The sequence below is a fragment of the Lacinutrix mariniflava genome (assembly GCF_001418015.1).
In the GTDB taxonomy this organism is placed as follows: domain Bacteria; phylum Bacteroidota; class Bacteroidia; order Flavobacteriales; family Flavobacteriaceae; genus Lacinutrix; species Lacinutrix mariniflava.
On record NZ_LIQG01000023.1, the window covers coordinates 1 to 21,872 of the forward strand.

Below are 21,872 nucleotides of genomic sequence, written 5' to 3' on the forward strand. Positions count from 1 at the left end.
ATCGGCTAATGTTTCGTAATAAGTAACAATCCAACTTACGTTGGCTACGCCTGTGATTTCGATATCTTCAACCGTTAAATCGAAGAATGTAAAGCCATCATTAGCTTCCATGTAATTGGCATCTAAATCGTCACATTGTGTTAAGATGTTATCGTAGTTGGTATCGATTACTGGTGGAAACTCTACACGAATAACAAAACTTCCCGTTGTTACACAGCCATTGGCAACGCTTACTAAACGAATGTAAATAGTCTGCGGATTAGAAACATTAGTATAGTTACTGGTGTTTACTATTGGGTTGTTTCCTGAGTCTGCTAAGGCTTGTGTAGTGTGGTAGCTTAGTGTGAAATCTGCTGCTGTTTGTCCTGCTGTAAAAATTTGTGGTGTAATTACGGCATCAAAATCAAATTGATTAATACCATCGTTATCATCGTCACAAATAATATAATCGGCGATAGCTATTGGTACTACTGGTGAAGGTAATACTTCTAAGTCTAAAGTTACGATTGTACTACAAAGTGTTAAATCGTTAGTGACTACCACATAAACTGTTTGTAGGTCTTCTACAATATTCGCATAAGGACTTGCTAATGGGTTAGTTCCACTCATAGCATCAGCTTGTGTTTCGTAATATTGAGTGCTTACGTTTGGCTCTCCGTTTTCGATAATTGTAGATTGACTCTCTAAATCGAACATATCAAAGAAACCATCGTTATCATCATCACAGGCTACTAATGGCATTGGTGAAACTATTGGTGATGGTAATGGGTTTACTCTTAAATCTAAAGTGATTGTACTTACACAACCTGTAACATTATTAGTTGCTCTTACGTAAACTGTTTGTGCATTACTTGTATTTGAGTATGGACTAAAAATTTCTACAGCGCCGTCGTTTGAATCTGCTCCTGCTTGTGTGCTAAAATAAGTTAAAGTGATACCTGTTTGTCCGTCTAGTATTTCTGCATTAGCATCTTCTAAGTTAAAGGCTTCTACTTCGTCGCCTGGATTATTAACATCACATAAATTTAGTGCTGTTGGCTGTACTAATACTGGTAATGGATTTACTATTAAATCTAAAGCCACCGTTTTGTAACAACCTGTAGCATTATCTTCTACACGTACCCAAATGGTTTGTGCATCTACAGTTGTGTTTACATAAGCGTTTGGCGTTGCTATTGCATTGATTGGCGCTTCGGCATTAGCCTCTGACGTGTAATATGTAATAGTATATAATGTAGAATCTAAATCGTTAGTTGCATCTGCATCTAATAAGTTTAGGATCTCTGGTTCTTTTGTTGGTAGATTAAAACTTGCAAAACCGTCTGCATTGTCATCACAAACTTCTAACGGTGTTAATACTGCCGCTGTTGTTATTTGTGGTGTTGGGTTGACAGTAAGTATTAAGTCTACAAATGTTGCACAATCTGTTGCTATTGTAGAACTTTCTACACGTATATAAATAGTTTGTGTGTTTACTACAATGTTGTTGTACGGACTTGCTAAAGCGTTGACATTATTATCGGCATCCGCCATAGTTTCATGGTAAGTTACTGTAAGTCCTGGTGCACCTCCTGTGATTTCTGCTTCGGTATCCGATAGCATGAACTCTCCAAAGCCATCACTGTCTGGATCGCAATACTCTAAATCGGCCGGTGTGAAAGCCACTGGTGCTTGTTCTACTACTAAATCTAACGAAGTTGTATCGTAACAACCTGTGTTTGTGTCTTGCACACCTACATAAATAGTTTGCATGTTTGGTACAACGTTAGTATATGGACTCACTAATGGGTTTACTTGTCCATCAGCATCGGCTTGTGTGAAATAATACGTTACAGCGTATGCTGGATTACCACCTGAAATTTCGTTGTTTTTTAGGGTTAAATCTATTTCTGTTATTCCATCTGGTGTACCATCGTCACAAACTTCTAATGGTGTAGGATCGATTATGGTTGGTAGTGGGTTAATTACAACTGTATTTGAATCAGTTAAAACACTAGTACAAGTTGTTGTTGGATTATTTATAGACTCTAAGGTCATCGTTTGATCTGCAGTGGGAGCTACTATTGTAATAACAGATTCTCCTGCTGCATCAAGCGTTGTTTGTAAAGTTCCTCCTCCATTTATATTATAATCTACAATATCACCTGTTGTTCCTATGATAGTAAATATAGCATCTTCTCCTGGACAAACACTTGTATTACTTGTTAATACTAATGTTGGATTAGCATTAACCATAACTGTTGCCGTATCTGTTAAATCACTAGAACATGTACTTACAGGGTTTGCTACTGATACCAATGTTATTTCTTGATTAATAACTGCTCCTATTACTGTCACGACTCCCTCTCCTGCAGCATCAATAGTTACCTGCTCTGTTGCACCTCCGTTAATATTGTAATCTACAACATCTCCAGAAGTTCCACTGATAGTGAAAATAGCATCCGACCCTGAACAAATATCCGTATTAGTAGTTACTCCCGTTATCACAGGACTTGCAACTATTGTTACAGTTTCTGCATCAGTTAAAACACTTGAACATAGTGTAGTTGGATTACTTACTAAGCTTAATAATATTTCTTGATCCATTGTTACTCCTGAAATAGTAACAACTCCCTCTCCTGTAGCATCTATTACTATTTGTTGAACAGCACCTCCATTAATTGTATAATCTACAATATCTCCTGAATCTCCTGTTATTGTAAATACTGCATCATCCCCTAAACATGTAGTTGTATTACTTGTTAATACAACTGTAGGACTTGGATTTAAAGTTACTTGTGCAGTACCCGAAAGAACAGAACTACAAGTAGAAGAAGCATCAGACACAGATTCTAAAGTTAATGTTTGAGTTCCAGTAATTCCTGTTATTGTTATCACAGATTCTCCTGCGGCATCTAGAGTGGTTTGTAAACTTCCTCCTCCATTTATATTATAATCAACAATATGCGATGCCATACCTGTTATAGTAAAAACAGCATCATCGCCAGAACAAACTGAATCACTTACAGCTGAAACATCTGCTGTAACATCTGCTTGAAAACTAATAATTATATCATCTTGTGCGCTACATGGATCTCCAAAAACAGCATCCGTACCGTCTGCCAATAAAGTATATGTACCAGAATCACTAACTGTTATAGTAGAACTTGTTTCTCCTGCAATAGTAACACCATCTAATTGCCATTCGAAAGTATTAAATGTACCGTTATAGTTAGGTGAAATTGTAAAAGCATCACCAGAACAAATTGTTTGATCAGGTCCTAAGTCTGCCTGACAAATAATATCGCAATTAGTATCTATAGATCCTGGATTTGGAACCATATTAATATAACCCGCACCACCATTATAATTAGTTACTAAAAGCATGTAATATGAATTTGGAGTTGCGTTTGTAACTAAAATTTGTTCAGTTGCAGATCCAGAGAAACTACAATCCACCTGAGTTGAAGCGTTTAAATTAGTTGCTCCACATTGAGGCTCTGTAAATGGTCCCCAAATAATAAAGTCAACATCAATTCCTGATCCTGAACCATTTTCACCTGTATTTTGTGTAAGTTCAAAATCTAAATCACCTGCAACATCTCCTGTTTGCAAAAAGTACCAAATTGGGTTAGGTTGCGAGCCCAAACAACCATAATCCATTCCTGCTTCTGCTGAAGTGCCTCCTGCCGGAGAAGGAACATTAACAATATCCGAACACATAGGCTGTGCTGCAATACAAACATCTGGCGTTAAAATATTTAAAAGTATCGTATCGGTATCTGCACAATCTAGAGTATTATCATCATCTACAGTAAAAGTAACAGTATAATCTCCCGCAATACCATAAGCATGCGTGACACTCAATCCTGTTTCAGTAGGAGAACCATCTCCAAAATCCCAAGTATAAGTAGCACTAGAGTCATCACCAGAAAACGTACCACTACCATTAAAAGTAACTACATCACCAGGTAAAACAGCTATAACACCTCCTGTCGCCACTGGATCTGTACTATCTATAGAAGCGACAATATCTTGACAAGGCAAAACACATTCTATACTAGCCTCCCAACCAGTTGTGCTTATTCCTGCATCACTTACAAAAGCAATTGTTAAACACCCAGAAGTATTACTCGTTGAAGTTACAACGGTACCTGGCGTGTTAAGTGCACCACCTCCAGAATAAGTTCCTATAACCGGTGCTGTAATATCGTTTCCATCATAAATAGTCATGATATCTAATCCCATTTGGGTACTAAAGGCTGAAAAATTTAAAATAACAGCCTCTCCAGCTACTGGAGAGCAAATAGTAACAACAAAATCTTCATTATTACCATAATTACTGGCACCTCCTGAATCTAAAAAGGAACCTGAACATTGACTAAATGTTCCGTTTTGCATTAAAACATCTTGCGCAAAACAGTGCATTGAAATAAAAATAGTTAAAAGTGTAATAATATGTTTCATAATGCTATTGTTATTTTCTGAATTGAGATGTGATTTCTATTACATAGTCTGTATTATCAATGATATACATGTAAGTACCTTTAGAAAAAAATTCCATTTTATATTTTAAAGGATTAAAACCTTCAATGCTACTAAATTTACTTATCTCCTGAGTAGCAAAATCGCTTGCTAGAGGAATTTTAGATAACAGCATCCCTTTTTTTGCTTTAGAATTAGATTCAACTTTAACAATACTTATTCTATTTCTAATTAAGTGTTTTAAACTTTTCAAAAAATCCGGATTATTATAAACTAATTCAGTTACTTTATCACCAAAAACAGCATCTATAAACTGCTTCTCATCTTGTGTTAACTTAGCCTCTACGTTTTTAGCGTTAGCATATTCTACTTCTGCTTTTTCAGCCCAATCTGACTGAGCCATTGCACTATTTGTAATCATAAAAAACATACAACTAAAAAGGGTAATAATAGTTCTCATACTTTATATATAAATTTGGATTTTTAAATAAGTTGTGAAAATTAAGAAAATTTTAATAAAACAACTGTTAATAATGAGAGTTTTTTGCCCTCATAACATATAACAACCAAAATATAAAAACTCCTACCTTATTGCTCTCATTTTTTTATTACTTATCTTTGCTGACCTAATATTTATGGGAATATTTATCCCTTTTTTTTCAATATTAAAATGCTGAAAGTATAGCGTATTTTTTACGACTATTTTTCAATATATTTATGACTATAGTTAGAATTTGAACACATGAAAATTGAGAATACTACAAACACAGACGACGAATTAGGAGAAAACCACGTTGGAACTTCTTCTGATACACCAATGACTGCTGATGCTTTTAAGCTTTCAGACAAAGAAAAAATAGACATAATACAAGGCGATGTTCGTCATATTATGCAAACGCTAGGCTTAGACCTAACAGACGATAGTTTAAGCGGCACACCTAAGCGTGTTGCTAAAATGTTTGTTAATGAAATTTTTGGAGGTTTAGATCCAGAAAAAAAACCAACAGCTTCTGTTTTCGATAATAAATATAAGTATGGAGAAATGCTTGTAGAAAAAAACATTACTGTTTACTCTACGTGCGAGCACCACTTACTACCAATAGTAGGAAGAGCACATATTGCTTATATTTCTAACGGAACTGTTGTTGGCTTATCTAAAATGAATCGTATTGTAGATTATTTCTCAAAACGACCTCAAGTACAAGAACGCCTAACTATTCAGGTTGTTAAAGAGCTTCAAAAAGTATTAAACACAGACGATGTTGCGTGTGTTATTGATGCTAAACATTTATGCGTAAACTCTCGTGGTATTCGTGATATAGAAAGTAGCACAGTAACTTCAGAATTTGGTGGACAGTTTCAAAATAAAGAAACAAAACGCGAATTCTTAGATTACATTAAATTAGATACTAAATTCTAATAAGTAAAAAAATTAGAATTTATTTCTGAAGAAAACTATAAAACTATTAGATTAGATGTTAAATCTATAACTAATAAATTAACGCGTTAGAAAGGCTCTGTTTTAAACCAGAATATTTTCAGCTTTATATTATAAAACATGCAACTGTACAAAAATCAACACATAAAAGTCTATAATTCTTTAACCGGAAAAAAAGAATCTTTCAAGCCTATTACAGAAGGTTACGTTGGTATGTATGTTTGTGGCCCAACAGTTTATAGTAATGTCCATTTAGGAAACGTAAGAACATTTATGTCTTTCGATATGGTGTTTCGTTACCTTAAACATTTAGGCTATAAAGTACGCTATGTTCGAAACATTACAGATGCTGGACATTTAGAAAACGATGCAGACGTTGGTGAGGATAAAATTACTAAAAAAGCGCGTTTAGAAGAAATTGAACCTATGGAAATTGTACAGCGTTATACTGTAGACTTTCATAATGTGTTAAATCAATTTAATTTCTTACCACCAAGTATAGAGCCAACTGCAACTGGCCATATTATTGAACAGATAGAACTTATTAGCACTATTATAGATAATGGTTTTGGTTACGAAGTAAATGGCTCTGTCTATTTCGATGTTCATAAATATAACGAGACTAATAATTATGGTATTTTAAGCAAACGTAAGCTTGAAGATTTAATCCATAATACACGTGCACTCGATGGGCAAAGTGATAAAAAAAATCCTCAAGATTTTGCACTTTGGAAAAAAGCTGAAGAAACACATATTATGCGTTGGCCATCTCCTTGGAGTGATGGTTTCCCAGGTTGGCACTTAGAATGTACAGCAATGAGTACAAAGTACTTAGGCGAACAATTCGATATTCATGGTGGTGGAATGGACTTAAAGTTCCCGCATCACGAATGTGAAATTGCACAAAACCAAGCTGCAAAAGGAAAATCGCCAGTAAACTACTGGATGCATGCCAACATGCTAGAACTTAATGGTGCTCGTATGAGTAAATCTACAGGTAATTACATTAATCCTGCCGAATTACTTTCTGGTAAAAACGATATTTTATCTAAAGCATACAACCCAAATGTAGTAAGATTTTTCATGATGCAATCTGCTTACAGAAGTGTTTTAGATCTAACAGACAATGGTTTGCTGGCAAGCGAAAAAGGATTTAATCGCCTAATGAATGCTGTCGATGATTTAGATAATTTAAAAGCATCAAGCACATCTTCTTTTGATGTTAAAGCATGGGAGCAAGCGTGTTACAACGCAATGAACGACGATTTCAATACACCAATTTTAATCGCTAATTTATTTGAAGCCGTAAACCATATCAATGGCATAAAAGAAGGCAATACAACCATTACTGCCGATGACTTAGAAACCTTTAAAAACGCAATACACACTTTTGTATTCGAATTATTAGGTTTAAATAACGCAAAAGATTCTGCCGAAGGACCCAATAAACTTTCTGGAGCTGTCGAGTTATTAATAAAATTAAGACAAGAAGCAAGAGCTAATAAAGACTTTTCTTTGTCCGATAAAATTCGTGATGAACTAGCCGAAGTTGGCATAACATTAAACGACAGTAGAGAAGGCACCACGTTTTCAACAAACTAAGTCCATATAAGACCGCTAATTATAATTTGCATTGCGCAATAGTCATGAAAAAACTATTAATTGCACCTTTTTTATTTATAATAAAAGTATATCAAACTTTTATATCTCCATTTACACCAGCCACGTGTAGATACCAGCCAACCTGCTCAAGCTACACTAAAGAAGCACTAGAAAAACATGGCTTTTTAAAAGGCATGAAATTAAGTATAAAACGTATATTTAGTTGTCATCCCTGGGGAGGAAAAGGTTATGATCCAGTGCCATAATATTTTTTTGGGCGTTTCTTTTACTCCTTTCAAAAAGTTAAAAAACTTATTAAAAAGAGCAAAAGTCAGGCTCTCAAGGCTCGCTTTTTTTTCGGAAATAAAAAAAAGAGCTCAAACAAACCTTTCCATCCTTAACGCAGACACCTAAGACTACTTCTTAAAATAAACACAGCGGTTTTGTTAATGATTTGTGATATACTAAAATAAATACATCATAAATACTATATTTACAATCATAAAAAATAATCTATGTATTTATTAGAATTCAACTGGAATCCTATAACTGGAATTGACATTATCGGGAATTTCAAAATTCATTTTTACAGTCTAATGTGGGTCTCTGCATTTATTGTAGGCTGGCATATAATGAAACGCATTTTTAATAGAGAAAATGTAAAGATAGAATATCTTGACCCTCTATTTATCTATACCGTTTTAGCGACCATGTTAGGCGCACGTTTAGGTCATGTTATTTTCTATCAACCAGAATTATTTTCGCAAGACTTTTTTAGCGTTTTCCTACCATTTCACTTTAACCCAAGATTTGAGTTTTCAGGCTTTTCAGGATTAGCAAGTCATGGTGCGGCAATAGGAATTATTGTTGCTATGTATTTATACCGTAGAAAATACAAGTACAAATCACTAATGTGGATATTAGACCGCATTGTAATACCCGTAGCTTCAGGAGCCATATTTATTCGCTTTGGAAACTTTATTAATTCTGAAATAGTAGGTAAATTATCTGGAGACTTTCCGTTAGGTGTACGTTTTATTCAAGAAGAATATACTAAAGGCGAAATTGTAAGACTAACAGGTATAGCAGATTACAAAGAAGCCTACCAAGCGGTTTCTAACAACCCTAAATTTATAAGCTTATTAGAAGCAGTACCTTACAGACACCCAGCACAAATGTATGAGTCGTTTTGCTACATCTTTGTGTTTTTAATTCTATTATATTTTTATTTAAAAACAGAAAAAAACAACCAACCAGGTTTCTTGTTTGGGTTGTTTTTAGTGCTACTTTGGACGGTTCGTTTCTTTGTAGAATTTGTAAAAATTGCACAAGTAGATGGCAGAGACGATTACATTTGGTTCATGAATACAGGACAAGTGCTTAGTATTCCTTTTATATTAATTGGAATATACTTTATGTTCTTTTACAAACAAAAATCTACTTACAACTAATGAAACTATTTAAAACAGCATTCCTATTATTAAGCTTTAGTTTAACTATTGTGGCTTGTAAAAGCGAACCAAAATCTATTACTACACCAGAAGTTACTTTTACAAAAGAAGGAGAGCTTACATTATATAAAAGTACGGTAGACACTATTATTACAAAACTAAGCATTGAAATTGCACAAACACCTTTTGAAATTGAAACCGGTTTAATGTATCGCGAATCGATGAAAAAAAACCAAGGTATGTTGTTTGTTTTTAACGAAATTAGAGAACGTAACTTTTACATGAAAAACACACGTTTTCCTCTTGATCTTATCTTTTTAGACCACAATAAAAAAATAGTAAGCTTTCAAGAAAACGCACAACCTTTTAACGAAGCTTCTCTTCCATCTAATGCACTAGCACAATTTGTATTAGAGGTTAATGCTGGTTTAGCCGAAGAATGGCTGCTTGAAGTTGGTGACAAAATGGACTACTTTGTTTATAAGATTGAAGAGTAATGAAACATAAAGTTATAGAAATAGAACAATCTAATGCTCATTCTATTTTTACGACTAAATTTACATCTGAAATTTCCAATGCCAAAAGCATAGTTATCTCATCTGCAACTGGTGTTTTACAATCTTATTACTCCAAATTTGCAGAGCACTTTTGTGCTTTAGGTTTTACGGTTTACACTTTTGATTATTCTGGCATTGGCTTATCTCATGGTAAAACCGTAAAAAACAACACTTCTAATTTATACGATTGGGCTTCTAATCAAGCGTCGGTTTTAAGCTTTGCAAAAACAGAAAATCCCGAACATAAGATTACACTAATTACACATAGTATTGGTGGACAACTTATTGCTTTTAATAAAAATATTAAGATCGTAGACTCGATTATTACTGTAGCATCACAGTCTGGTTACTGGAATATATTTGATGGTCTTGAGAAAGTGAAAATGTTCTTATTTTGGAATGCTGTTATTCCTATTGCAACCTCTATCTATGGTTATTTTCCTGCTAGAAAATTAAAGCTCTTCGAAAACATTCCAAAAAAGGTTGCTTACCAATGGCGAAATTGGGGAAATAAAAAAGATTACTTTTTAAGTCAAGCTAAAAAGGGAGATTTATATCTAGAGTCGGTTACTTGTCCTGTTCTAGTTTTAAGCTTTCCTAATGATCGTTTTGCACCAAAGAAAACTGTAGACTGGTTAGCTAATATTTTTACTAATGCAAAAGTAGATAGACAACATATAGAACCAAAAGCTTTAAATATTCCTGACATTGGACATTTTGGATTTTTTAGAGAGCGTTTTGATACATCGCTTTGGAAGATGACAGAAAGCTGGATTGAAGAGAAACCAATAAGCTAAACACAATAAAAATTATAGTATTAAAATGTTGATAAAAAAACACCAATATTGTCACTCAATATTGAAGTTCTTTTAGCTTTACTTTCTTTCTCAACAACTTGACTTTGTCAAAAAAATAGCCGAGCTTAGCTTATCGTCTGATATAAAACATTGAAACGATTTTATATCAACGAAACATTAGCAAATATTGAAACACGTAACAATAAAAACTTAAAAACAAATAACCTTAAAAAATTTAACAATGAAAAAACTAATCCTATTTACTACTTTTTTAATTACATTATTCTTATTTCAAAATTGTACGAAAGAATCGACACTTGAAGATGATTCTATTGAAGAAAGTTCTCAAATCAGCCATCAAGATAGCTACATAATTGAAAAGCTTATAGAAATGGGATACAAACGTGAAAGTATAATTGAAACTACTGATTTTTATCTAGTACAAGGTGATTTAATGTTTTCAAAAAATATTGACGATTATTACAAAAATAATGATGTACATGCTAGGCATGCAAGTACTAATAATTTAGTCTCTCAAGAAAATGTGACTTCAATGAGTATATTTGTTAGTCCATCTATCCAATCATCTGGAATAGATGATTGGACAGATGCAGTAAATTTTGCAATTAATGATTTAAATGATGTTACTGGTTCAAAAATCAATTTTGTATTATCAAACAGTGATAATGCTGATATAATTATTAGAAGTGATAATGGGGTATTACCTAATAACACAATTGCTTCAGCAGGATTTCCTGTAAATAATCAACCACATAATTCTATTCTAGTTAATTTAGATTTTTTTAACAATCTTAATATCTCTGAAGAAAGGAAAAGATATAACATGGTTCATGAATTAGGCCATTGTATTGGACTTCGTCATACAAACTGGGACATTAGAGGTGAGGGTATAACAGGAGTTGGAGCAAATTTAATACCTGGAACTCCTGATCAAGATCCAAATTCTGTAATGAATGGAGGAACAGCTCTTTCTTCTTGGAATGGATTTTCAGCTTTTGATATCATAGCTTTAAGGTTTTTATATCCAAGTAATAGTCCATTCACAAATGGATGGAATAATACAAACCACGTTAGAACAGTAGCTGATGTTAATGGTGATGGAAATGCTGATATAATTGGTTTTGGAAATAATGGCATCCTTGTATCTCTTTCTAATGGAAGCAGTTTTGACACCCCAACTACATGGAGTGACGGATTCACAAATGGATGGAACAATACAAACCATGTTAGAACAATAGCTGATGCAAACGGAGATGGTAAAGCTGATGTAATTGGTTTCGCAAATAATGATATAATTGTTTCTCTTTCTAATGGAAGTAGTTTTGGAACCCCAACAATATGGAATGGCGGATTCACTAACGGATGGAACAATACAAACCATGTCAGAACTATAGCTGATGTAAACGGAGATGGTAAAGCTGATGTAATTGGCTTTGGAAACAATGGCATCCTTGTATCTCTTTCTAATGGAAGCAGTTTTGGCACCGCAACTACATGGAATGGCGGATTCACTAACGGATGGAACAACACAAACCACGTTAGAACAGTAGCTGATGTTAATGGTGATGGAAATGCTGATATAATTGGTTTTGGAAATAATGGCATCCTTGTATCTCTTTCTAATGGAATCAGTTTTGGCACCCCAACTACATGGAATGGCGGATTCACAAATGGGTGGAACAATACAAACCATGTTAGAACAATAGCTGATGTAAACGGAGATGGTAAAGCTGATGTAATTGGTTTTGGAGATAATGATATAATTGTTTCTCTTTCTAATGGAAGTAGTTTTGGAACTCCAACAATATGGAACGGTGGATTCACAAATGAATGGAATACTACAACTCATGTCAGAACAGTAGCTGATATTAATGGAGATGGTAATGCTGATGTAATTGGTTTTGGAAACACTACTGTTTTTGTTTCCTTTTCTGAAGGAAATGGTTTTGGTAATACCAATATTGCATTCGAATAATTAAAAAACGTTTGCTAACAAAGCATATAAAAAATAGCAGTTAAGAGCTAAATCAAAATGTTTGGTTCTTTTCTGTTATCTTTATTTATAAGCTAAAAAGTGTAGTGTTTTCAATCTGCTACTTTCCATATACAAATCCGATAAGCTAAATACTACAAAAGTATTTTCGTTAAAATATTAATATTTTCAAAAACATCCTTTTTATTAATATTAAAACAGAGAAGCAACATTTAATTTCTAATATTAAACATTTTACCTCTTAGGAGCTAGTTTTTAAAAATTCTCTTTGAAAAATGACCAAACACTGGTTTAAAGAGAGTACTTAGTCTCGCGTTAAGGATGGAGCAATTGTTGGAGCTCCTTGAAAAGAGCGACTTGCGAGAGCCTGACCTTGCTTTTCGCAAGGTAACGCCCAAAAGAAAACAAGTAAATTATAATAACTTGTTTGTTATAAATAAAAAAAGCCTTTCAGTTTAAAACTGAAAGGCTTTTTAATATCAAGGAATTTAAGAATTATGCTTTCGCTCCTTCTTCTAATTCTTCTTCTACTACTTTGTTTTTTAATGCATCTGCTGCATCTCCTTTTACAGAATCGAACATAATTGGTGTTGCGATAAATAAAGATGAGTATGTACCTACTATTACACCTACTATTAAGGCAAACATAAATCCTCTAATAGATTCTCCTCCAAAGATGAAAATTGCTAATAATACTACTAATGTAGTTAAAGAGGTATTTAATGTTCTACTTAATGTAGAGCTTAAAGACTTGTCGATTACTTTATCGAAATCCCAGTCTGTGTGCTCGTTAAAGTACTCACGAATTCTATCGAATACTACCACGGTATCATTTAATGAGTACCCAATTACTGTAAGTATTGCCGCAATAAAGGCTTGATCGATTTCTAAAGAGAATGGCATAAACTTGTATGTAATAGAGAATACTCCTAATACGATTAATACATCGTGGAATACTGCTGCTACTGCACCAAGTGAGAATTGCCATCTTTTAAAACGGAATAAGATATAAAGGAACACCACGATTAACGATCCTAAGACAGCCCAGAAAGACTCTTGCTTAATATCATCTGCAATGGTTGGACTTACTTTATACTTTTTCATTAAACCTGCTGTTTTACCTTCTTTATTAGAGATAAAATCTGCATAGTTCATACCATTTAAATGTGGCTGTAAAGCATTAAATAATGTTTGTCTAATTTCGTTGTCTGCCTCTTCCGATGCTTCGTCGATTCTAAACTTTGTTGTAATTTTTAATTGGTTATCGTCACCAAAAGTTTTAGCGTTTGCACTACCAAAAACTGCTGCATCTGATAATGTTTCGCTTATTTCTGATGCACTTACTGGCTGATCGAAACGCACTTGGTATGTTCTACCACCTGCAAAATCTACACCTTGATCTAATCCGTTTGTAAATAATGATGCTAAACTTCCAAGTATTAATACTCCTGAAATGATGTAAGCCATTTTACGCTTCTTTAAAAATTCGATATTGATGTTTCTAAATAAGTTTTTAGTTAAACCTGTTGAGAACTCTAATTTACCACCTTTGTTAGCATACCAGTCTACTAATAATCTAGTAATAAAGATTGCTGTAAATAAAGATGTACCAATACCTACTAATAAAGTAGTTGCGAAACCTTTAATTGGTCCTGTACCAAATAAGAATAAGATTAAAGCGGTTAAACCTGTTGTAATGTTAGCATCTAAAATAGAAGATAATGCATTACTAAATCCGTCTTTAATGGCAGATTTCTGGTCTTTTCCTTTACCTAACTCTTCCCTTATACGCTCGAAGATTAGTACGTTTGCATCTACAGACATACCTATTGTTAATACAATACCTGCAATTCCAGGTAATGTTAATACGGCTCCTAATCCAGATAAAATACCAAAGATTAATAATATGTTTAATGCCATTGCAACATCTGCAAAAGCACCTGCTTTACCATAATAAACAACCATCCATAATAACACTAATGCTAATGCTATTAAAAATGACATTGTACCACTATCAATAGCTTCTTGACCTAAAGTTGGTCCTACCTCATCACTTTGGATAATAGTTGCTCTTGCTGGTAATTTACCTGCACGTAAAACGTTAGATAAATCAATCGCTTCGTTAATTGTAAAGTTTCCTTTAATTTCTGAACGACCTCCAGCGATTTTACCGCTACTAATTCCTGGTGCAGAATATACAACATCGTCTAATACAATGGCAATGTTACTTCCTTCTTTATATGCACGGTCAGTCATTTCTTCCCAAACTTTAGAACCTGCAGCATCCATTTGCATGTTTACCACAACATTGTTTGATTGATCGTAACTTTCTCTTGCATCATCAATACTACCATGTAATGGTGGCACGTTATCTCTATTACCTTCTAAAACGTGTAACGTTGTTATTTCGCTATCTTTTTTAGGCTTTTCGAATACAAATCTTACATTCTTTGCAGCTGCAGGACGTAATGCAATCGCTTCTTTAGAATTTAATATTTCTAATACTTTATCTTGATCTGTAAGTTTAACTAAACCTGCTCCAGAATATTGACCTGCTGCGTTTACAGCAACAAGATCGTAAAATGGATTAACAGCTACTGCTGTTTCATCTTCTGCTCCTGTTAAATCTCCAATAATATCATCGGCAGTATCTTCACCAGCTTCTTGAGTAGCTTCAGTTTCTGTAGTTGCTCCTGCTGTTGCTTGTTTTGCTTTTAATGCATTGTTTAAGTCGTTAAAATACTGACCTAAATCTTGTGCCTTATAACCAAACCAAAATTCTAATTCTGCTGTTCCTGTAATTAATGCTTTTGCACGCTCTACATCTTTAACACCTGGTAATTCTACTAAAATACGTCCTGAAGACCCTAAACGTTGAATGTTTGGAGATGCAACACCAAATTGATCAATACGAGTACGTAATACTAATAATGCAGAGTTTATAGACTCATCAATTTTTTTAGTTAAGGCACTCTTTACATCAGCATCACTCATTCCTATAGTTACAGTTCCTGCTTCTACTAAAGAACGCGTTCCAAAAATATCTGGAGATGCTAATTTTTTATCTCCTTTAATTGCATCGAAAGCTTCATAAAAAGAATCAATATAATCGTCTTGAGAGTTTGTTTGTAAAACATCTGCATCGTCTAATGCTTTATTGAATACAGGATCTTTAGAGTTGTTTGCTAATCCTTTTAAGATATCTCTTACAGATACTTGTAAAATTGCTTCTAAACCACCTTTAAGGTCAAGACCCAATTTCATGGCATTATCTTTTACTTTAGCATAATCTTCTCCTAAGAATACACTTTCATTAGAAGTTGACAGAGAGTCTAGATAGTTTACTTCATAAGCCTTACGCTTATCTTTAAAATCTACAACATCTTCATTAAACTTTGAAGCTGCTATTTCTTGTGCGTTTTTCTCGATTGAGCTGTTTTTAAACGAGAAAGACAATTGGTAAATACTTACCAGTCCAAATAAAACTGCGAACAGCTTTATTAATCCTTTATTTTGCATTGTTTTGTTATTTGCGTCAGGTTTTTATTCCGAATTTTCGAAGCTGACAATTGTTAGTAATGGTTTTTAATATGAAATAATAGTTTTCAATGTGAATAATGAAAACTATAGATTTTGAAACAATAACTAAAACTGAAGCCTTAGTTTACTATTTCAAAAAAAACTATTTTTAGGAAGTTTTCCTTTTACGAAACTGGTCCAGCTCGACATTCAGGAATTTGATGAGGAATATTATTTATTGCAATTGCAATCGTTTTATTTTGCTTGTAAGCGACTAGAACCTCAACGTTATTTTCTACTTCATTAATATCTGAAGCAGAAACGAATACGTTTGGGTTCGAGAATCTATCGTAATCTTGTTTAAATTCGAATATTGATTTTCCCGTAGATCCAAAACCAGGGTCACTACTTTTAATAATTTCGAAAACATCGAGATTGTAAGTGTGTTCTTTTGGGAAATCTGATTGATTATCTTCATTAGATGCATAATCAACTGCCAATAAGGAATCTTTTACATTAGCAACTGTAACGTCACTAAAATATGAAATAACTAGGCGACCATTAGCCTCTTCACGAATATCGACTTTTGAAACACCTATAGTTTCTAATTGCTCTTTTACATTAGCAATAGTAAGCTGAGCTTCGTTTGAAGAAATAGAAACACTAGAAAACTGTAATACAATCTCTTGGTTTGGGACTGTCAAGTTTTCTTGACTAGCTCCAAACAAAGTGAGTATTATAATTAAAGCACCAAAGTACCATTTCCTATTCATGCGCCAAATATAAAAAAATAAAGGCTGTATTGCTACAGTCTTTGTATAAATCTCGATTATTAATAAAACAGCTAAAGTGCTTTAAATTAATTTATTGCGGTTGTTTTGTGTATTTAAACAACTTCAATTGCGGAATCTCTTCTTTACCAGAAAGAATAGCAGATAACTCTACTGCTTCTATAACGTTGAAATTTCCTGAAATTTCAGAACGACCTTCTTTTATAGGGCCATTTGCAACACCTGGAGCCGAAAAAACAATATCGTTAATAACCATAGCTATTTGGCTGTTTTCATTATATGCCTTTTCTGTTAACCGTTCCCATTGCAAGGCTCCTTCCTTATTCATAAACAAAGAAACAATTGGCTGGTTAACTTGATTGAAACTTTGTCTAACCTTAGCAACTACACTACCCGTAATTGCTGCTCTATTTTCTCTATTTGATTGAATAACATGTATTGGCAGCGTTTTATCTTCTCTTGGTAATCCATATAAGAATTTCACAAACCTTTCCTTTCCTGAAAGTTTCAATTTTAAAGAATCCAGCTTTTTAACAACATCTAAAGTATCGCTTGGTTTAAAATATAACAATATCGAACCATTCAAAAAGTCACCTGAAACTGCATTTTCTAAAATAGAAGTACTTGTATTATACTTTTCTTTATCAGAATCTTTTGAAAGCATATCTTTAATATCGAATAATTTAGTTCTAAAATTATTAGCATTACATGTTTCCCAGAATTCAAGTTTCCCTTTATTAACAACAACTCTATTAAAGCCTTCCACATTTAATCTATTAGAATAAGCATTTATTTTAATGGATTTATTTTGAAAAGGCTCAATAACAAATTTTAATCCATAGCTAGATAATCTATCTTCTAAAACCTTAATCGTTTTATTAATATTCTCGATTGTTACTTCTTCCTTATTTTCAAACGCATAGATAAATTGGTGCTCAGTTTGCTTTTGGCAACTTACTACACTAAAAAAAACTATAAGAGCTAATACAATTTTAATATTCTTCATTTTTAAAAATAAAAAAAACCTCACAAGTATAAACAAGTGAGGTTTAATTAATTATTTATGTTTGGATTATAATTCTAACAATCCGTTAGTTACTTTAACACCTTCAGCAGATTCTGCTAATTTTGCTTTTTCAGCATCTGTTAAGCTTATTTCAACAATTTTCTCAATTCCGTTAGCACCTAATACACAAGGTACTCCAATTGATAAATCGCTTAATCCAAATTCACCATCTAATAAAGCAGAACATGGGAATATTTTTTTAGTATCGCAAGCTATTGCTTGAACCATTGCAGATACTGCTGCACCTGGAGCATACCAAGCTGAAGTACCTAATAAACCTGTAAGCGTTGCGCCTCCAACTTTAGTATCTTGTACTACTTGATCCATTCTTTCTTCAGATAAAAACTCTGAAACTTTTACACTGTTTCTTGCAGCTTTACCAATTAATGGCACCATACCTTTATCGCTATGTCCACCAATTACCATTCCGTCTACATCGCTAATAGGTGCTCCTAAAGCCTCAGCTAAACGATACTTAAAACGTGCAGAATCTAAAGCGCCACCCATTCCAATAATTCTATTTTTTGGTAGTCCAGTTGTTTTATGTACTAAATATGTCATAGTATCCATAGGATTAGACACTACAATAATAATTGTATTTGGAGAATGCTTTATTAAACTAGCAGATACCATTTTTACTATTCCTGCATTAATACCAATAAGCTCTTCACGAGTCATACCTGGTTTTCTAGGAATTCCTGAAGTAATTACACAAACATCAGAACCTGCTGTTTTAGAATAATCATTTGTACTTCCTGTTATTTTTGTATCGAAACTGTTTAATGAAGCGGTTTGCATTAAATCCATTGCTTTACCTTCTGCAAAACCTTCTTTAATATCTAAGATTACAACTTCGCTTGCAAAATCTTTAATAGCAATATATTCAGCACAACTTGCACCTACTGCTCCTGCTCCAACTACTGTTACCTTCATTTTAATATGTTTTTAGTTTGTGTATAAATTTAAAGTACGAATTTACAAATTTTGCTTCAAAAATCGGCTAAAAACTAGACTTTTAAAAGCTGAAATTCATTCCAAGAGAAGCGCTATTAAAATCTGCTATTGTGTAAGCGGCATTTATCCCGAAGAAACCTAGACTTAAATTTGCTCCAACTGTTGTTAATACTCCTTTAGTATCCGATTCTATAGAAAAAGGATCCGTTATTTCTTCTGAAAACAAAAAACCATCTGAAACGCGATATGTTCCTAATAAATCTGTTTTATTTTTCCCACTTAAATACCCAACAGAACCATAAAAATTAATAACTTTTAGTCTTGTACTAACTATTAACTGATATAACATAGTGTTTGTTTCTGTTTCTATTCGTTGGTTTTCACCTTCAACAACACCTTCGTCTGTAAAATCGTAGCTCCCATCTAAATGGGTGTATGCAATTAATCCAGATATAGTAACTGGAAGTAGATTATCTTCAGATAGAAAAGCAGTAAAATCCTGTTGCAGCCCAAAACCATACAAGCCTAACTTGGTATCTTCTTGATCTATTTTCGGGAAATAACGTGCTTTTAATTGCGTGCCTTTAAACGGAGAAAAACTAGCTTGAAGAAATGCTGTTGGTATTAAATTAATATTTTGAGAACCTATTCCTGTTGGTAACTCAAATTCTCTTTCTTGATTTCCAAAAATAGGATCATCATATGTTATTATTACTGTTTGAGCAGGATCATTATGTCCTAAAGCAGTTGCAACTCCTTTATTTGGACTATTATCTGGAAAGCGAATGTTTTCATATTCTGAAACATCTAACACAAACTGCTTATCTTCGTCACTAATAAATGTTGCATTACCAATAATAGACAACTCAAAACCAAAACGTTTTGGTGTTTTAGCGTTATTAAACCAGCCTGTATTAATACCATAAGCTAAACCATCGTTTGCAGGTTTTATATAACTTGCTGAAAAACGTTCGGCATCTGCAACACCTGCTGCTAATAATTGATTTAAATTTTCTTGAGCGTTACTACTTACCGCTAGGGCTAAAGCAACTATAATTAATCCTGTTTTTTTCATTTTAATATATGTTTAGATTTGGGTTCTATATTTATTAACGCAAAAACACCTTCAATAGTTTTACTGAAGGTGTTTTTTTTAGTTATATATTAAGTGTTATGCATCAATATTTGCATAAACAGCATTCTTTTCTATAAACTCACGACGTGGTGGTACTTCGTCTCCCATTAACATTGAGAATACGCGATCTGCCTCTACTCCATTATCAATTTGAATTTGACGTAATGTTCTAAACTCAGGATTCATTGTTGTATCCCAAAGTTGAGAAGCATTCATCTCACCCAGACCTTTATAACGTTGTATTTTTGCGCCATCACCATATTCTGCCATAAGCGCTAAACGAGATTCGTCGTCCCAAGCGTATTGCTTTTTAGCTCCTTTTTTAACTAAGTATAAAGGTGGTGTTGCAATATAAATATGTCCGTTTTCTATCAATTCTTTCATGTAACGGAAAAAGAACGTCAAAATTAAAGTTTCAATATGCGAACCATCAATATCGGCATCACACATGATGACTATTTTGTGGTATCTTAATTTTGAAAGGTTTAATGCTTTACTATCTTCTTCTGTACCAATGGTAACACCTAGAGCGGTAAATATATTTCTAATTTCTTCGTTTTCAAAAACCTTATGTTTCATGGCTTTTTCAACATTAAGAATCTTACCACGTAAAGGTAGAATAGCTTGAAATGCTCTATCACGACCTTGCTTTGCAGTACCACCGGCCGAATCTCCCTCGACAAGGTATACTTCACATTTTGCAGGATCCTGCTCTGAACAATCAGACAGTTTACCAGGTAAACCACCAATACTCATTACTGTTTTACGCTGTACCATTTCACGAGCCTTTTGTGCTGCGTGACGTGCTTGAGCTGCTAAGATTACTTTTTGTACAATAATTTTAGCATCGTCAGGATTTTCTTCTAAGTAATCTGATAACATTTCTGAAACAGATTGACTTACTGCTGCAGAAACCTCTCTGTTTCCTAACTTCGTTTTTGTTTGTCCTTCGAACTGAGGCTCTTGAACTTTTACAGAAATAATAGCTGTTAATCCTTCACGGAAATCATCTCCAGCAATATCAAACTTTAATTTGTCTAACATTCCAGATTCATCAGCATACTTCTTTAATGTATGTGTTAAACCACGTCTAAAACCAGAAAGGTGTGTACCACCTTCGTGTGTATTAATGTTGTTTACATAAGAGTGTAAGTTTTCTGCGTATGATGTATTATAGATCATCGCTACCTCAACAGGCACTCCATTTTTTTCACCTTCAAAAGAAATAACATCTTTCATTAAAGGCTCTCTTGACGCATCTAAAAACTTGATAAATTCTTTTAATCCTTCTTCAGAATGAAAAGTTTCACCTTCAAAAGAACCATCTTCTTTAGTAAAACGCTTATCAATTAAATGAACCGTAATTCCTTTATTTAAATACGCTAACTCACGCATTCTACTCGCTAAAGTATCGTAGTTATATTCTAAAGTTTGGGTAAAGATTGTAGCATCTGGTCTAAAAGTAACAGTAGTTCCTCTTTTGTCTGTTTCACCAATTGCTTTTACTGGATATAAAGCTTTTCCTTTAGAATACTCTTGTTCCCAAATTTTACCATCTCTATAAACAGTAGCTGTTAAGTGCTCTGATAATGCATTAACACAACTTACACCCACACCGTGAAGTCCACCAGATACTTTATAAGAATCTTTATCGAACTTACCACCTGCACCAATTTTAGTCATTACAACTTCTAGTGCTGAAACGCCTTCTTTTTTGTGTAAATCTACAGGAATACCACGACCATCATCCTCTGTAGTAATAGAGTTATCTTCGTTAATGGTTACTGTAATATTATCACAATGTCCGGCTAAAGCTTCATCAATAGAGTTGTCTACAACCTCGTATACTAAATGGTGTAATCCACGCACACCAACATCTCCAATATACATTGAAGGACGCATACGTACATGCTCCATCCCTTCTAAGGCTTGGATGCTATCTGCAGAGTAATTATGCTTATTAAACTCTTCTTTCTTTTCGCTCATATATAATATTTTATATTGCTTTATTTAATTCTTTTCAAACTGAAAAACTGAGTTTTCAGAGACAACCAAATATACGAAAACATTAAGGCTTTATCACG

The 21,872-nt window shown here is 33.6% G+C and carries 15 protein-coding genes; 7 read left to right on the forward strand and 8 right to left on the reverse strand.

Annotation, left to right across the window (positions count from 1 at the left end):
- Together ASC44_RS05770 and ASC44_RS05775 are read right to left on the reverse strand one after the other, a co-directional pair.
- Window positions 1-4,446 (reverse strand): PKD domain-containing protein (locus tag ASC44_RS05770; RefSeq protein ID WP_055446678.1); only part of this gene is annotated, 4,446 nt, incomplete at its 3' end.
- A 10-nt stretch (window positions 4,447-4,456) separates the two neighbouring features.
- The gene (locus ASC44_RS05775; RefSeq protein WP_152973282.1) at window positions 4,457-4,924 is read right to left on the reverse strand and encodes a hypothetical protein; all 468 of its coding nucleotides are present in this window, start codon (window positions 4,922-4,924) and stop codon (window positions 4,457-4,459) included.
- Window positions 4,925-5,206: 282 nt separating this feature from the next.
- Here ASC44_RS05775 and folE point away from each other — a divergent pair, with 282 nt between their 5' ends.
- The 7 genes from folE (at window position 5,207) to ASC44_RS05810 (ending at window position 12,305) form a co-directional block, all read left to right on the forward strand.
- On the forward strand, window positions 5,207-5,884 hold the full coding sequence (gene folE / locus ASC44_RS05780) for a GTP cyclohydrolase I FolE (RefSeq protein ID WP_055446680.1): 678 nt from the start codon (window positions 5,207-5,209) through the stop codon (window positions 5,882-5,884).
- Between the two features lie 138 nt (window positions 5,885-6,022).
- Window positions 6,023-7,504, forward strand: a complete 1,482-nt coding sequence (gene cysS / locus ASC44_RS05785) for a cysteine--tRNA ligase (RefSeq protein ID WP_055446681.1) — start codon at window positions 6,023-6,025, stop codon at window positions 7,502-7,504.
- Between the two features lie 44 nt (window positions 7,505-7,548).
- Window positions 7,549-7,770, forward strand: a complete 222-nt coding sequence (yidD, locus tag ASC44_RS05790; RefSeq protein WP_055446682.1) for a membrane protein insertion efficiency factor YidD — start codon at window positions 7,549-7,551, stop codon at window positions 7,768-7,770.
- A gap of 249 nt (window positions 7,771-8,019) precedes the next feature.
- Window positions 8,020-8,955, forward strand: coding sequence for a prolipoprotein diacylglyceryl transferase (gene lgt, locus ASC44_RS05795; RefSeq protein ID WP_055446683.1), 936 nt, complete (start codon window positions 8,020-8,022; stop codon window positions 8,953-8,955).
- Window positions 8,955-9,452 carry a DUF192 domain-containing protein gene (locus tag ASC44_RS05800; RefSeq protein ID WP_055446684.1) on the forward strand — a complete coding sequence of 166 codons (498 nt, stop codon included), beginning with the start codon at window positions 8,955-8,957 and terminating at the stop codon, window positions 9,450-9,452. Before lgt ends, ASC44_RS05800 begins: the two co-directional genes overlap by 1 nt.
- On the forward strand, window positions 9,452-10,309 hold the full coding sequence (locus ASC44_RS05805; protein WP_055446685.1) for an alpha/beta hydrolase family protein: 858 nt from the start codon (window positions 9,452-9,454) through the stop codon (window positions 10,307-10,309). Before ASC44_RS05800 ends, ASC44_RS05805 begins: the two co-directional genes overlap by 1 nt.
- A gap of 241 nt (window positions 10,310-10,550) precedes the next feature.
- Window positions 10,551-12,305 carry a M57 family metalloprotease gene (locus tag ASC44_RS05810; protein ID WP_055446686.1) on the forward strand — a complete coding sequence of 585 codons (1,755 nt, stop codon included), beginning with the start codon at window positions 10,551-10,553 and terminating at the stop codon, window positions 12,303-12,305.
- Window positions 12,306-12,818: 513 nt separating this feature from the next.
- Here the strand turns inward: ASC44_RS05810 and secDF are convergent.
- The 6 genes from secDF to gyrB form a co-directional block, all read right to left on the reverse strand.
- On the reverse strand, window positions 12,819-15,842 hold the full coding sequence (gene secDF / locus ASC44_RS05815) for a protein translocase subunit SecDF (protein WP_055446687.1): 3,024 nt from the start codon (window positions 15,840-15,842) through the stop codon (window positions 12,819-12,821).
- A 185-nt stretch (window positions 15,843-16,027) separates the two neighbouring features.
- Complete coding sequence (locus ASC44_RS05820; RefSeq protein ID WP_055446688.1) at window positions 16,028-16,615, reverse strand: hypothetical protein; 588 nt, start codon at window positions 16,613-16,615, stop codon at window positions 16,028-16,030.
- Window positions 16,616-16,706: 91 nt separating this feature from the next.
- Window positions 16,707-17,639: a SecDF P1 head subdomain-containing protein gene (locus ASC44_RS05825; protein ID WP_055446689.1), complete on the reverse strand. Its 933-nt coding sequence runs from the start codon at window positions 17,637-17,639 to the stop codon at window positions 16,707-16,709.
- A 66-nt stretch (window positions 17,640-17,705) separates the two neighbouring features.
- The gene (locus ASC44_RS05830; RefSeq protein WP_055446690.1) at window positions 17,706-18,632 is read right to left on the reverse strand and encodes a malate dehydrogenase; all 927 of its coding nucleotides are present in this window, start codon (window positions 18,630-18,632) and stop codon (window positions 17,706-17,708) included.
- Between the two features lie 82 nt (window positions 18,633-18,714).
- Window positions 18,715-19,728 carry a DUF6588 family protein gene (locus ASC44_RS05835; protein ID WP_055446691.1) on the reverse strand — a complete coding sequence of 338 codons (1,014 nt, stop codon included), beginning with the start codon at window positions 19,726-19,728 and terminating at the stop codon, window positions 18,715-18,717.
- Between the two features lie 96 nt (window positions 19,729-19,824).
- Entirely contained in the window at window positions 19,825-21,774 is a 1,950-nt protein-coding gene (gene gyrB, locus ASC44_RS05840; RefSeq protein WP_055446692.1) for a DNA topoisomerase (ATP-hydrolyzing) subunit B, read from the reverse strand.
- Window positions 21,775-21,872 lie beyond the last annotated feature (98 nt).

What these genes read in the sequence shown, in the direction of transcription:
- cysS (WP_055446681.1), top strand. Translation starts at nt 6,023, where the DNA reads ATGCAACTGTACAAAAATCAACACATAAAAGTCTATAATTCTTTAACC.
- ASC44_RS05800 (WP_055446684.1), top strand. Translation starts at nt 8,955, where the DNA reads ATGAAACTATTTAAAACAGCATTCCTATTATTAAGCTTTAGTTTAACT.
- ASC44_RS05835 (WP_055446691.1), bottom strand. Translation starts at nt 19,728, where the DNA reads ATGAAAAAAACAGGATTAATTATAGTTGCTTTAGCCCTAGCGGTAAGT.
- yidD (WP_055446682.1), top strand. Translation starts at nt 7,549, where the DNA reads ATGAAAAAACTATTAATTGCACCTTTTTTATTTATAATAAAAGTATAT.
- folE (WP_055446680.1), top strand. Translation starts at nt 5,207, where the DNA reads ATGAAAATTGAGAATACTACAAACACAGACGACGAATTAGGAGAAAAC.
- ASC44_RS05825 (WP_055446689.1), bottom strand. Translation starts at nt 17,639, where the DNA reads ATGAAGAATATTAAAATTGTATTAGCTCTTATAGTTTTTTTTAGTGTA.
- gyrB (WP_055446692.1), bottom strand. Translation starts at nt 21,774, where the DNA reads ATGAGCGAAAAGAAAGAAGAGTTTAATAAGCATAATTACTCTGCAGAT.
- lgt (WP_055446683.1), top strand. Translation starts at nt 8,020, where the DNA reads ATGTATTTATTAGAATTCAACTGGAATCCTATAACTGGAATTGACATT.
- ASC44_RS05810 (WP_055446686.1), top strand. Translation starts at nt 10,551, where the DNA reads ATGAAAAAACTAATCCTATTTACTACTTTTTTAATTACATTATTCTTA.
- secDF (WP_055446687.1), bottom strand. Translation starts at nt 15,842, where the DNA reads ATGCAAAATAAAGGATTAATAAAGCTGTTCGCAGTTTTATTTGGACTG.
- ASC44_RS05775 (WP_152973282.1), bottom strand. Translation starts at nt 4,924, where the DNA reads ATGAGAACTATTATTACCCTTTTTAGTTGTATGTTTTTTATGATTACA.
- ASC44_RS05830 (WP_055446690.1), bottom strand. Translation starts at nt 18,632, where the DNA reads ATGAAGGTAACAGTAGTTGGAGCAGGAGCAGTAGGTGCAAGTTGTGCT.
- ASC44_RS05820 (WP_055446688.1), bottom strand. Translation starts at nt 16,615, where the DNA reads ATGAATAGGAAATGGTACTTTGGTGCTTTAATTATAATACTCACTTTG.
- ASC44_RS05805 (WP_055446685.1), top strand. Translation starts at nt 9,452, where the DNA reads ATGAAACATAAAGTTATAGAAATAGAACAATCTAATGCTCATTCTATT.